The organism is Rhodomicrobium sp. Az07 (assembly GCF_018619475.1).
Lineage (GTDB): Bacteria > Pseudomonadota > Alphaproteobacteria > Rhizobiales > Rhodomicrobiaceae > Rhodomicrobium.
This window is the reverse complement of sequence record NZ_JAHFZG010000014.1, coordinates 92,213-104,819: the sequence shown is the minus strand read 5'-3', so window position 1 is coordinate 104,819 and position 12,607 is coordinate 92,213. Positions and strand designations below refer to the sequence as shown.

The 12,607-nt window shown below is 61.9% G+C and carries 10 protein-coding genes and 1 riboswitch; of the genes, 2 read left to right on the top strand and 8 right to left on the bottom strand.

Annotated features, from left to right (window positions below; genetic code table 11):
- Positions 1–106: 106 nt before the first annotated feature.
- The 6 genes from def to KKP04_RS11545 all read right to left on the bottom strand — a co-directional run bounded on the left by def (position 107) and on the right by KKP04_RS11545 (position 6,957).
- The gene (gene def, locus KKP04_RS11570) at positions 107–637 is read right to left on the bottom strand and encodes a peptide deformylase (RefSeq protein ID WP_215031255.1); all 531 of its coding nucleotides are present in this window, start codon (positions 635–637) and stop codon (positions 107–109) included.
- An 87-nt stretch (positions 638–724) separates the two neighbouring features.
- A complete protein-coding gene (locus KKP04_RS11565) occupies positions 725–2,314 on the bottom strand; it encodes a cobyric acid synthase (protein WP_215031252.1) in 1,590 nt (529 codons plus the stop codon).
- Positions 2,311–2,655, bottom strand: coding sequence for a cysteine-rich small domain-containing protein (locus KKP04_RS11560; protein ID WP_215031248.1), 345 nt, complete (start codon positions 2,653–2,655; stop codon positions 2,311–2,313). Before KKP04_RS11560 ends, KKP04_RS11565 begins: the two co-directional genes overlap by 4 nt.
- Positions 2,656–2,804: 149 nt before the next feature.
- A riboswitch (cobalamin riboswitch) is annotated at positions 2,805–3,003 on the bottom strand.
- Between the two features lie 87 nt (positions 3,004–3,090).
- Positions 3,091–4,368 carry a DUF2254 domain-containing protein gene (locus KKP04_RS11555; RefSeq protein WP_256437987.1) on the bottom strand — a complete coding sequence of 426 codons (1,278 nt, stop codon included), beginning with the start codon at positions 4,366–4,368 and terminating at the stop codon, positions 3,091–3,093.
- A gap of 352 nt (positions 4,369–4,720) precedes the next feature.
- Positions 4,721–5,446 carry an acetoacetyl-CoA reductase gene (phbB, locus tag KKP04_RS11550; protein ID WP_215031244.1) on the bottom strand — a complete coding sequence of 242 codons (726 nt, stop codon included), beginning with the start codon at positions 5,444–5,446 and terminating at the stop codon, positions 4,721–4,723.
- Positions 5,447–5,766: 320 nt separating this feature from the next.
- Complete coding sequence (locus KKP04_RS11545; RefSeq protein ID WP_215031241.1) at positions 5,767–6,957, bottom strand: acetyl-CoA C-acetyltransferase; 1,191 nt, start codon at positions 6,955–6,957, stop codon at positions 5,767–5,769.
- A 215-nt stretch (positions 6,958–7,172) separates the two neighbouring features.
- Here KKP04_RS11545 and phaR point away from each other — a divergent pair, with 215 nt between their 5' ends.
- Positions 7,173–7,883, top strand: a complete 711-nt coding sequence (gene phaR, locus KKP04_RS11540; RefSeq protein WP_215031238.1) for a polyhydroxyalkanoate synthesis repressor PhaR — start codon at positions 7,173–7,175, stop codon at positions 7,881–7,883.
- Here the strand turns inward: phaR and cimA are convergent.
- Both cimA and cysS read right to left on the bottom strand, forming a co-directional pair.
- Positions 7,880–9,535 carry a citramalate synthase gene (gene cimA, locus KKP04_RS11535; RefSeq protein ID WP_215031235.1) on the bottom strand — a complete coding sequence of 552 codons (1,656 nt, stop codon included), beginning with the start codon at positions 9,533–9,535 and terminating at the stop codon, positions 7,880–7,882. The genes phaR and cimA overlap by 4 nt on opposite strands.
- Before the next feature lie 100 nt (positions 9,536–9,635).
- Positions 9,636–11,054: a cysteine--tRNA ligase gene (gene cysS / locus KKP04_RS11530; protein ID WP_215031232.1), complete on the bottom strand. Its 1,419-nt coding sequence runs from the start codon at positions 11,052–11,054 to the stop codon at positions 9,636–9,638.
- A 283-nt stretch (positions 11,055–11,337) separates the two neighbouring features.
- On the opposite strand from cysS, the gene KKP04_RS11525 reads away from it, so the two are divergent.
- Complete coding sequence (locus KKP04_RS11525) at positions 11,338–12,582, top strand: DUF2865 domain-containing protein (protein WP_215031229.1); 1,245 nt, start codon at positions 11,338–11,340, stop codon at positions 12,580–12,582.
- Positions 12,583–12,607: the final 25 nt, after the last annotated feature.

Genomic DNA, 12,607 nt, shown 5'->3' with positions numbered 1-12,607 from the left:
ACCACTCGAACTCCGTCAGATCGAAGCGCGCCATGAGAAACTCCCTCGTTTGGGAGTTTGAATCACGACACGCCCGATTCGGGAATCCCCTTTATGGGTTTATCACCTAAAGCACGTCTGCCTTGGCGCGCTCGCGTTGCAGCTTGTGGTATTTCCGGATGAGCAGCGTCCGCTTCAGCCGCGAAAGGTGATCGATGAACAGCCGTCCTTCGAGGTGGTCGATCTCGTGTTGCACGAGCGTTGCCTCAAGATCGGAGAAGTCTCGCTCCTGCTGCTTGCCATCGGCGTCGACATAGCGAACGCGTACGAGCGCGGGCCGCTCCACCTCGGCATACATCTGCGGAATGGAAAGACACCCCTCCTCATGCACGCGGGGCGTGTCGCCGTGCGTAAGAATTTCGGGGTTGATGAGAACGACGGGGTTCTTGCCCTTCTCGTCGCCCTTTTGCGCATCCATCACGATGAGGCGGCGAAGAACGCCGATCTGCACCGCCGCGAGCCCGATGCCCGGCGCGGCGTACATGGTTTCGAGCATGTCGTTTGCGAGTGCGCGCACGTCGTCGTCGACTGTTTCGACGGTTTTCGATGTTTCGCGCAGGATCGCGTCGGGGATCGTGATGATGGATCGTATTGCCATGCGCAGCAGATAAGCGAGGCGCGCGGCGCGGTCAACGGCTTCGTTTGCGGCGAGCGGTCGCCGGTTTCTGAAGGTTACGGTCGCGATTCAAACGGCCAGCGTGAGCAACGCGTCGAGGTCGAGGTTCTTTTCGACATGGTCGGCGAGCGCTTCGAGCGCCGCTTCCGTGCGCGCGTCGAAGTCGAGGCCGGAGGCCGCCGCGCCGACGCCTTGAAGCCAATGCGCGCGGAACTCGTTCGAGCCGAACAGGCCATGAACATACGCGCCCGCGATGAGGCCGTTCGCCGAAAGCGCACCCTCGGGCCGTGCGCCGCCGCGCTCGTCTTCCAGCACGAGCCACGGGCGTTCGAGCCCCGCGCCGGTCGTCCGCCCCATATGCATCTCGTAGCCCGTGACGCGGCAGCCCGACGCGCGGTCGGTCGTGTCGATGTCGATCAGCCGTTTCTCCCCGCCGATCTCGGTTTCGATATCGAGCAGCCCGAGGCCAGCCGTCTCACCCGCAGGCCCTTCGATGCCCTGCGGATCGCTCACCACGCGGCCCAGCATCTGGTAGCCTGCGCATAGGCCGATCACGCGACCGCCGCGCCGCGCATGGGCGAGGATGTCGATGTCCCAGCCCTCGCTGCGCAGCACGTCGAGGTCGGTGCGCGTCGCCTTCGAGCCGGGGAGGATGACGACATCGGTATCGGCGGGGATCGGGTTGCCCGGCTGGATCCACCGCAGCGAAACGCCGGGCTCTGCCGCGAGGGGATCGAGGTCGTCGAAATTCGCCACGCGCGACAGGCGCGGCACCGCGACATTGACGCCGCGCCCTTCGCCCTCCGCGGGACGCTCCAGCGCAAGCGAGTCCTCGGCCGGGAGGCGCTCCGCGCTGTCGAACCAGCGCAGCGCGCCAAGGAACGGCCAGCCCGTCGCCTCGGTGATCGTCGCCACGCCCGGCTCGAACAGCGAGAAATCGCCGCGAAACTTGTTGACGATGTAGCCCTTCACCCGCGCGCGGTCTGCCTCCGACAGCAGCAGGTGACTGCCGACGATGGCCGCCATGGTGCCGCCCCGGTCGATGTCCGAGAGGATCACCACCGGCAGGCCGCCCGCTTCGGCGAGGTGCATGTTCGTGATGTCGGAATTGCGAAGATAGACCTCCGCGCCGCTGCCCGCGCCCTCCACGACGACGAGGTCGGCTTCCGCGCGCAGCCGGTCGAGGCTGTCGATCACGGCGGGCATCATCCGCTGGCGCATGTGGTGATAGATGCGGGCCGGACAGTTGCCGAGCACGCGCCCGCGCAGCACCACCTGCGAGCCTATATCCGTCTGCGGCTTCAAAAGCACCGGGTTCATGTGGATCGACGGCGCTGCCTTCGATGCGCGCGCCTGCATCGCCTGCGCGCGGCCGATCTCGCCATAGACGATCTCGCCATCGGGGCCGGGCGGCAGGTCGCTGTCCGCGGCCACGGCGGCGTTGTTCGACATGTTCTGCGCCTTGAACGGGCGCACGACGAGGCCGCGCCGCGTGTACGCCCGGCATAGCCCAGCGACGACCATGCTCTTGCCGACGTCCGACGCCGTGCCCTGGATCATCAGCGAGCGCGCGCGGCGTCGCAGCCCCTCGGGCGCGGGGTTATAGGCGATGCGGGCGATGAGTTCGGCGGCCTGTGCGGGGATCGTGTCGGCGTTCATTCTTCTGTTTCGTTTTCTACCGGCGGCGCTTTCAGCCGGAATTCGCGCGTCTGATCGTGCCCGTCCCAGATTTCCGGCTTCTTCAGCCATTTCTGGATGAAGTTCCAGCTTCCGCGATGGCCATTATGCGGCAGGGTGCAATTGGAGCAATCCTTTCGCCGCATGCCGTTCGCGTCTGTGAAGACGAGGTACGGGCCGGGGCATTCGTAGGCGATTAGCGGGCAATAGCAAAAGAGGCAATTGAATTTGCCGCGAACGCCCTTGTGACACGGCAGAAAAGGGCACGCCTCGTTGGTGAAGCCCTTGAAGCCTTCGTTTGTGGTGGTGTCTTTCGGTTCCATGCCGTGGCCTTTACGTGTGTCTTCGGAGAAAGGCTAACGGCTATGACAGACGAGCCGCCGGCGACGACGCACAGCGAACTTGCGAATGGCATGACGCCGTTTCGGCCCTCCGCCGATACGAAAATGCGTTTGCGCGCTGGGCTGAACCGCCCTGAACGCGCCGCTCCGGCCGGTCTCCTGGCTCACGGATATCGCCCCGACCGCCTTCCCGAACCGGCACCGGCCCAGTGGCTTTTCGATCAAGACATCCGCCTACAGTTGCGGGGGCAGCCGCGGAATGGGCGAAATTTGCCGACCGCGTTCCCGTTTCACCCGTATCGAACGGGCACCGAAGCTTTCCTTAAAATAGGTCGAGTCTCAGGGCGAGCAAGCCCGACGAAGGGCGCGGCGAACGGAGCGCGCGGCGAACGGGACTTAAATGTAAAATTCGCTGCTCTAGGTTGCCAATTGCTCTTCCTTGCTGGGCGCGGCTACTCCGAGCATGATATAATCGAGGTCATCGCGTTGAGAGATGTACTTTTTTGCATCTTCGATGATGAGGCGTATATGAAAACGGACAAGATGATGGTACTCCGGCAAACATAGCTCGTTTGCATTATTCAATGCGCGCAGAAGACTTCGCGTTACTAGTATATTTCCTCGCGCGCTTACACGTAGCGGGCGAAGCGTGTTATCCATGACGGTCTTTATATTCAGAGTTTCGGAATAAAGGCGCGGGTTGCCGTCGCTGTCACAGTGAATTTTTGAGGGTGGTTTGTGCCGCAAAAGTTCAGCGAGCGTTGCCGAGAGATTATCGATACAGGTAATTGCCGTGTAGGAGTCGTTCACGCCGGGTGAAAGCGCACGAAGCGCAATCTCGTTAAGGAGATGGATCAAGAAGCTGACGTCCGCGTCAGGTGAACGGCTCCGCCCCACGATTACCCCGTCGCGGGCAATACATTCCCGCACTTCAGGGGCACCGCGTCCGTGGACGAGCGCAACGGGGAGGCCTTCGATAAGAAAATCCCCAGGGGCCACCTTGAGAAATATGAAGCAATCGTGTTTCCGGGCTGCGTCAACCATCGACTCGACTTCCAGCCTTCGCACATAACCCGTCTTCGTGGCATGAACCGTCGTCGGAGGTTCTGCCGGTAGCGGCGGTGGCTCGCGATCTTGCTGGCGATCCCTCTCGTCAAGGAAGCCCTCAACGGCCGCGTGCATTTCAGCGGAAACTTCGGCGACTTCGTTGTCGACAAGCACCTGAGATGAAACATGCTGAACATAAAGGATCAGGACATAGACGGTGATGATCCCCAGCAGAAAGGCGACGAAAGCGGAAAGCCTCGGCGTATAATCGTCGCCGACAAAACTCAAGGTCGAGATTGTGAACAGGAATGTGCAACAGAATACACCAATGCTGAACCTCGTCAGCGTGCTTTCGCGGAAGCGCGTCAGAAGGCGCGGGCCGATGTTCCCGGCCGCAAGCGTAAACACGACAAGCGTTATCGAGTATGTGAGGCTTATGATTGTAATAGTCGCTGTGGCAATTGTCTGGAGTACGCTCCTGGTCGTTACCGGGCCGAGATCCTGAACAAAGGGGATGAGCCCGGAATAGGTGCGGTCGAGCCAGATCGTTGTTGCAGCAAGCAGCAAGCCCAGCAAACCGAGTGCGCTCGGCAAGAACCAGAAGGATTTCGTTATATTCCAAATAGGAGAGAGTGACAGGGTTCGCATTCGGCATCGCTGGCTGGGATGAAGACAGAAAGCAGTTGTTTCCGCAACAAGCCTCGGAGCATCCCGTTCCCACCGGCGCGGCAGAACAGACGTCGCCGTGTCGGACAAATGGCGTGCATCGGAATCGTTTCTTGCCTTGCGCCGTATCGCAAGGGTCGATGCAGCGCCGGTTTTGCCGCGTTTCTGCCTGGGTGGAGACCATGCCGTTCAAGGAGGATCACCGCATGGGCCGGAACTTCCTTGCCCACCGTGACGGCGACGCCATCAGCGCAGCCTCCGCCGCCGCCGGTTACAACTTCCGACGCCTCCTGGGATGGCTGCCCTTATTTTTGCGTATCTTGCCGATGGCCCGTTACGTGGCGATGTACTGGCCGCCGTTCGCGGTGATCGTCGAGCCGGTGATGAAACCCGAATCGTCGCTCGCGAGGAAAGCCACGGCTTTCGCGATTTCTTCCGCCTTGCCGAGACGGCCGACCGGGATCTGCGCGATGATGCTTTCGAGTACCTTTTCCGGCACGGCCTGCACCATCTCCGTGTCGATATAGCCCGGCGCCACGACGTTCACCGTGATGCCCTTCTTCGCGTTCTCCTGCGCCAGCGCCTTCGTGAAGCCGATCACGCCTGCCTTGGCGGCGGAGTAGTTCGTCTGGCCCATCTGGCCCTTCTGGCCGTTGATGGAAGAAATGTTGACGATGCGGCCGAAATTGCGATCGCGCATGCCGTTGATGACCGGCTGCACCATGTTGAACATGCTGTCGAGGTCGACGCGGATGACGTCGCGCCACTGCTGGGGCGTCATGCGATGCAGCATCGCGTCGCGCGTAATGCCCGCATTGTTGACGATCACCGCGATGGGGCCGAGTTCCTTCTCGACGTCGGCAAGACCCGCCGCGCAGGCGTCATAGTCGCCCACGTCCCACTTGAAGACCGGGATGCCGGTTTCGGCCTTGAACTTCTGTGCGGCTTCGTCATTGCCGCCGTAATTGGCCGCCACGCTGTAGCCGCGATGCTTGAGTTCCAACGAAATCGCCTGACCGATACCGCGGGTGCCGCCCGTAACGACTGCTACCTTGCTCACATTCCCTCCGTAACAATAAAGTGTGTTGCTTTCAGCCCTAGCTTCTTCGCAGGCCGATTGTAACCGAGACGAAAGTCACTCGCGCGCAGTCCTGCGCCACGCGGTCTGCAACGGGCCCGAGGCGCTGCTATCTTGCGACCTCAGATTTGCACAAATGCCTTGCGTCGGCTTTGCGTGACATCTCCGGGACACGTCTTCCGAGGTGTCCCGGCAGCCCGCCCGATGCAGGAGACCGCAGCTGGCGGGCGACCGGCGAAATCCACCGCGCGGGAGGTAATTGCGCGGCCTTCCGCTGGACAAGGGTCCGCGGTCGTGTCCCGCTAGTCGCGCTCCACGCACATGGCGATGCCCATGCCGCCACCGATGCAGAGCGTGGCAAGGCCCTTCTTCGCGTCACGGCGCTTCAACTCGTGCAGGAGCGTGGTCAAAATCCGAGCGCCCGAAGCGCCGATGGGGTGGCCGATCGCGATTGCGCCGCCATTGACGTTCACCTTCTCGATGTCCCAGCCGAGGCCCTTGTTTACGGCGGCGGCCTGCGCGGCGAACGCCTCGTTCGCCTCGATGAGGTCGAGGTCGTCCTTCGACCAGCCAGCCTTCTCAAGCGCGCGCTTCGACGCCGGGATCGGGCCGGTGCCCATGATGGAGGGGTCGACGCCCGCCGTCGCGAACGACACGATGCGCGCGAGCGGCTCAAGACCGCGCTTTTCCGCGTCGGAGCGCTTCATCACAACGAGCGCGGCCGCGCCATCGTTGATGCCGCTCGCGTTGCCAGCGGTCACGGTGCCTTCCTTCGGATTGAAGGCCGGGCGAAGCTTCGCGAGGTCTTCCACGGTGGCATTCTCGCGGATGAATTCGTCTTCGGCGAACACGATCTCGCCCTTGCGCGTCTTGATCGTGACGGGGATGATTTCATCCTTGAAGCGGCCCTCTTTCTTGGCCGCAGCGGCTTTGTGCTGCGAGCCGAGCGCAAGCGCGTCCTGATCCTCGCGCGTGATCTGCCACTGCCGCGCCACGTTCTCGGCCGTGATGCCCATATGATAGCCGTTGAAGGCGTCCCACAGCCCGTCCTTGATCATGGTGTCGATCATTTCGAGGTTGCCCATGCGCTGGCCGTTGCGCAGATAGGCCACGTGGGGCGAAAGGCTCATGTTTTCCTGACCGCCAGCGATCACGATATCGCTGTCGCCGTTGCGGATCGCCTGCGCGGCCATCGCGACGGTGCGAAGGCCGGACCCGCACACGAAGTTGACGGACATGGCGGTGGTTTCGATCGGCAGGGACGCCGCAATCGACGCCTGACGCGCCGGGTTCTGCCCCTGGCCTGCGGTCAACACCTGGCCGAGGATCACCTCGGAAACGTCCGCCGCTTCGACATTCGCGCGCTTCAGCGCCTCGGTGATGACGATGCGCCCGAGTTCGTGGGCGGGAAGCGTCGCAAGGCTTCCATTGAATGAGCCGACCGGAGTGCGCGCCGCGCTTGCGATGACGATATCGTCGTCGTGCCTTGCCATTATTGTCTTCCTTTCGAGCCTCATGTTTTGGCGCGAAGCTTAACAACATTAAGCCTGCGCGGGTATGACCAAATAGGCGGAATTGCATGGCGCGCTTCAACGCGAAATGCTGTCTGGCGGCAACGCAAGAGAAATTTCGCGGGTGCGAAAAAAAATCGCGCAAAGCTGAAACTTGCACTATGATGTTATCACTATAATCCAACGGGCAAAAATTAATGACCGAACCTGCGGAAAAGTTGTCTCGTGGAAGCGGATATGGAGACGGTGCAAAACCCGTCCCCTTGAGCGCCGTGAGCAAGAAAGCGTCTGAGTCCGACAAGTCGAAGCCCGTCATAATCAAGAAATATGCGAACCGGCGGCTCTACAACACCGAGACGAGCAGCTACGTCACGCTCGAAGATCTTGGCGAGATGGTTCGCTCCGAGCGCGATTTCCTCGTCTACGACGCAAAAACCGCCGAAGATCTGACCCACACCGTTCTCACGCAGATCATTGTGGAAGAGGAAGGCAAGACCGGGTCGAACCTTTTGCCCATCGGCTTTCTTCGGCAATTGATTCGCTTCTACGGACACTCCATCGAGCAGATCGTCCCGAAATATCTGGAATTCAGCCTGACCGCGCTCACCCGCGAGCAGGAAAAATACCACAAACAGTTCACCGATACTTTCGGCAACGTTGCTTTCGGAGCGATGCAGGAGCAGGCGCGTCAGAATATGGCGATCTTCGAGCGGGCCTTTTCGATGTTCGCGCCCTTCGCGAAGATCGAAATGCCGGCCGAAGGGGAGAAACCGCAGCACGGCAAGAAGCCTGAAGCGACGGAGACTCCCTCAACGCCCGAGCTTGCGGAACTGAAGAAACAGCTCGCCGCCATGCAGGCGCAGATCGACCAGCTTACGAAAGCGAAGGCCGATCAGGAAAAGCGCTAAAGCGCGCTTCTCCGCCCGGCCGCCTCGTCAAAGCGCACCAGGCTTTCGGTGCGCGCGACGGTCGCCACGCCGTCTCTCAGAAGTTTGAAATTGATCGAGTCGAGCAGGGCCTCGAACGAGGCATCGACAATATTGGGCGACACGCCGACCGTGAACCAGCGCGCGCCCGAAGACTTTTCGCGGCACTCGATGAGCACTCGGGTGATCGCGTCGGTGCCGCCCGTCAGGATACGCACGCGAAAATCCACGAGTTCGAGATCCTGGATGCTCGGCTGATAGGCGCCGAGATCCTTCCTGAGCGCCTGATCGAGCGCATGCACCGGGCCGTTGCCTTCACCCGCGTTCATGAGAACCTCGTCGCCGATGCGCACCTTGACGACGGCCTCCGAGACTGTGACGAGCACGCCCTTCGCGTTGTGGCGACGCTCCACCATGACGCGGAACTGGTCCACGTCGAAGAAATCGGGCACCTCGCCAAGTGAACGCCGCGCGAGAAGCTCGAAGGACGCGTCCGCCGCCTCATAGGCATAGCCCTGCGCCTCGCGCGTCTTCACTTCGTCGAGGAGCGCGGCAAGGCGCGGATCGTCCTTGTCCACCTCCATGCCGATGCGGGCGAGTTCCGCCAGAATGTTAGAGCGCCCCGCCTGATTGGAAACGAGCAGCTTCCTCGCATTGCCGACGCTTTCCGGCGGCACGTGCTCGTAGGATTTCGGCTCCTTGTTCACGGCAGAAGCGTGGATGCCGCCCTTGTGCGCGAAGGCCGATTCTCCGACATAGGGCGCGTGGCGGTTCGGCTGGCGGTTCATGAGTTCGTCGAACTGGCGCGAGACGGAGGTCAGCGTCTTCAGCGCGGCGGGCGTGACGCGGGTCTCGAACGCGCCCGCGAAATCGTCCTTCAGGAGCACCGTCGGGATGATCGAGGTCAGGTTCGCGTTGCCGCAGCGCTCGCCGAGACCGTTCAGCGTGCCCTGAACCTGACAAGCGCCCGAAAGCACGGCCGCCAGAGAATTCGCCACCCCCTGTTCCGTATCGTTATGCGCGTGGATGCCGACATGGTCGCCGGGAAGCACGCTTGTCACCGCCGCCACGATCTTCGCGACCTCATGCGGCAGCGTGCCGCCGTTCGTGTCGCACAGCACCACCCAGCGCGCGCCCGCCTCATGCGCCGCCTTCGCGCAGGCGAGCGCATAATCCGGGTTCGCCTTGTAGCCGTCGAAGAAGTGCTCGCAATCGATGATCGATTCGCGCCCGCGCTCGACCACCGCCGCGACCGACGCGCGGATCGCGTCGAGGTTTTCGTCGAGCGTGATGCCGAGTTGCAGGTCGACGTGGAAATCCCACGACTTCGCCACGAGACAAACCGCGTCCGCCTTCGCCGCAAGAAGCTGCTGGAAACCGGGATCGTTCGAGGTGGAGCGCCCCGCGCGCTTCGTCATGCCGAAGGCGACGAGCTTCGCTGAAAGCTTCGGCGGCGCCTCGAAAAACGCCGTGTCAACCGGGTTCGCGCCGGGATAGCCGCCCTCGAGATAGTCGATGCCGAGCACGTCGAGCCGCTTTGCGATGAGATGCTTGTCTTCGAGCGAGAAATCGATGCCGAGGGTTTGCGCACCATCGCGCAGCGTGGTGTCGAACAGATACAGCCGCTTTTTCATGTCTTGCCCAATCAAATAGGAACGCGCTCCTCGCCAGTCGGGAGCGCCGAAAATCGCGCACGCTTGCAAGCTTCGCCCCGTTTCCGGTTGGCGGGCCACGCTACCGCGCGATTTCCCATGTCGTTTCGATTTCGCCTGTCGCGGGGTTCTTCGCGTCCTTCAACGCGACGCCCATCGCGGCAAGCTCGTCGCGGATGCGATCAGCCTCCGCCCAGTTCTTCGACTTGCGGGCCGCCAGCCGCGCGGTAATTCGCTCATCGATAAAAATCCGACGAGCCGAATCGACTGCAGCATCGAGAGCGGTGTTCTGCCTCGTTTCCTCCACAACAAGCTCGTCAAAGCCTAATAAATTTAGCGACCAAACCAACTCTCGGGCAGAGTCCATCGCTGTATCGCAGTCTTTGGATCGGGCCTGCACTGCTAGACGGTACAGAATGTTCTTCGCCTCATATGTATTAAGATCATCGCTTAGCGCGTCCAGTATTTCTTGATTCACTTTGGCTTCGTTGGGATCCACCCCACGGATCGCGTACTTTATATCTTTCAGAATAGCTCGCGCTTCTGCGAGCCTATCGCTTGTATAGTCGATTGGCTGCCGATAGTTTGTCATGAGCATGGCGAGACGAATAATGTCACCAGGACGCTTGCTGAAGAGCGATTGTTGCTGAAGAGCTTCCCGGATGGTGATGAAATTGCCGAGCGACTTCGACATCTTCTGGCCCTCGACCTGAAGATGGCCGTTGTGCACCCAGTAATTCGCCATGATTTCGGTGCCATGCGCGCAGGTCGATTGCGCCACCTCGTTCTCGTGGTGCGGGAAAAGCAGGTCGATGCCGCCGCCGTGGATGTCGAAGACCGTGCCAAGGTGTTTCGCGGCCATGGCGGAGCATTCGAGATGCCAGCCGGGGCGGCCGTAGCCCCACGGGCTTTCCCATCCCGGTTCCGCGCCTTCGCTCGGCTTCCACAGCACGAAGTCCATCGGGTCGCGCTTGTAGGGCGCAACCTCGACTCGCGCGCCCGCCCGCATGTCCTCGACGGAGCGGCGGGAAAGCTCGCCATAATCGTCGTCGGACGGCACATTGAACAGCACGTGACCTTCAGCCGCGTAGGCGTGGTCGCGCTCCACCAGCCGCTCCACGAGCGCGATCATCTCGGAGATATGCTCGGTCGCACGCGGCTCGATGGTCGGCGGCAGCGCGCCGATGGCAGCCACATCCGCGTGAAACTGCGCGGTGGTGCGCTCCGTCAGTTCGCGAATCGAAATGCCCTCGGCCGCCGCGCGCGCGTTGATCTTGTCATCGACGTCGGTGATGTTACGAACATAGATCACGCGGTCCGCGCCGTACACATGCCGAAGCAGCCGGAACAGCACATCGAAAACGATCACGGGGCGCGCGTTGCCGATATGCGCGAAGTCGTAGACGGTCGGGCCGCAGACGTACATCCGTACGGCCTTCTCATCGATGGGCCGGAAGATTTCCTTGCGTCGCGTCCGCGTATTGTAAAGCTTGAGGTTCATAAGCCCTGGCCCTTGCTGGCGGGGCTTGTCTATGAAACAAAAATCCTGTGCCGCGCCAGCGTTTCTCTAGCTCGCGTTGATAATGCACCGGCTGCAGGTCGAAACATTTTGTCTCATGATCGGAACATTGCCGCAAATTTGTACGAGGTCAAGTCGCACGGTGCGGGACTCACCGATTTCGCGTTGAAATTTCGCGTGAGTCTTAAGGGCCGGTTTGCGAATGGCGACAATCGGGGCTAATACTTCGAAGCAGGGGCCGCCCGGCCCGACGGCGGCAGGTGTCATGACGACTTTATTTCGCGGTGCGAGCTTGGTTTGCTGGGTGGCGGCGACGCTGGCTTTCGGTGCTTCGGAGAGCGCGGCGCAGTGGGGCGGCCGTTACGATTCGCAGCCTTACGGCCAGCAGCAAACGGTCTACGGACAGAATCCGGCGCCTTACGGGCAAAGCCAGCAGCCGCCCTATGGCCAGCCCTACGGCGCGCCCGCTGCCTCGCCCTATGGGAATCAGAACCCGCGTTGCCGCGATCTCGAAGCGCAGCTTTCCGGCGGCGGGGCAAACACCGGCCAAGATCAATTGCCGAGGATCGACGCCGACATGCGCACCGCCGACATGGCGTTTCGCCGCGCGCAGACCGAGGCCGATCGTTCAGATTGTTATGAAGACATGTTCCTTTTCGGCAGAACGCTGCGTCGCACGCCGCGTTGCCTCGACCTCGACCGGCAGGTGCAGGACGCGAAGGCCAATCTCACGCGGCTGAAGTCGCGGCGCGACGCCATCGTGCGCGGCAGCGCCCCCCGCGCCCGCCACGACGACATTGTCGCCGAACTCGCGCGGAACCGCTGCGGCGATCAATATACGCGCGAATACGAGGCGCAGCGAAGACGCGACAACTCGATCTTCTCGTTCTTCAGCAACGAGGAAGATTCCGAACCCTCCGGGACGCCTTCACCGTGGACCACGACGCCGACCTATGGCGGCGCGTCGACCTATCGGACGCTGTGCGTGCGCGAATGCGACGGCTTCTATTATCCAATCTCCACCGCCACGACCGAAGACCAGTTTCAGGCCGACGCGGAGCGCTGCCGGTCGCAATGCGCTTCGCCGGCCGAGCTTTATTATCACCGCTCCGATCAGGACGTGGACCAGATGGTTTCCCTCTCGGGGCGCCTCTATGTGACGCAGCCTTTCGCGTTCCGGAACCGCAAGGTTTACGTGAAAGGGTGCTCGTGCAAGGCGAACGAGTATTCGCGCGAGGAAATCGTGAAGTTCGAGGAAACGCTACGGACATCGAAGCGCGCGGATGCGAGTGGCGGCAAGACCGGCAAGGCGGTCGCCGTCGCTCCGGCGCCTGCGACGCCGATCACAGGCGGCGATCCGGGCTTCGCTCAACGCATCTCGCAGGCCGTGCAGAATGCACCGGCTACGCCGCCCGCCAATCCTGCCACCACGCAACCCCTGCCCTCTTCTTCGCCAAGCGTGGCGACCGATGGCGATCTGACCGTGACGCCGATTCCGAGGAGCCGCTGACGCTGGGTGGCGCTTCCGCTGTCGC

Bases quoted from the DNA above. Each gene is read 5' to 3' on its own strand.
- KKP04_RS11565 (WP_215031252.1), bottom strand. From the start codon at position 2,314: ATGAACGCCGACACGATCCCCGCACAGGCCGCCGAACTCATCGCCCGC.
- KKP04_RS11560 (WP_215031248.1), bottom strand. From the start codon at position 2,655: ATGGAACCGAAAGACACCACCACAAACGAAGGCTTCAAGGGCTTCACC.
- phaR (WP_215031238.1), top strand. From the start codon at position 7,173: ATGACCGAACCTGCGGAAAAGTTGTCTCGTGGAAGCGGATATGGAGAC.
- KKP04_RS11555 (WP_256437987.1), bottom strand. From the start codon at position 4,368: ATGCGAACCCTGTCACTCTCTCCTATTTGGAATATAACGAAATCCTTC.
- KKP04_RS11525 (WP_215031229.1), top strand. From the start codon at position 11,338: ATGACGACTTTATTTCGCGGTGCGAGCTTGGTTTGCTGGGTGGCGGCG.
- cimA (WP_215031235.1), bottom strand. From the start codon at position 9,535: ATGAAAAAGCGGCTGTATCTGTTCGACACCACGCTGCGCGATGGTGCG.
- cysS (WP_215031232.1), bottom strand. From the start codon at position 11,054: ATGAACCTCAAGCTTTACAATACGCGGACGCGACGCAAGGAAATCTTC.
- def (WP_215031255.1), bottom strand. From the start codon at position 637: ATGGCAATACGATCCATCATCACGATCCCCGACGCGATCCTGCGCGAA.
- KKP04_RS11545 (WP_215031241.1), bottom strand. From the start codon at position 6,957: ATGGCAAGGCACGACGACGATATCGTCATCGCAAGCGCGGCGCGCACT.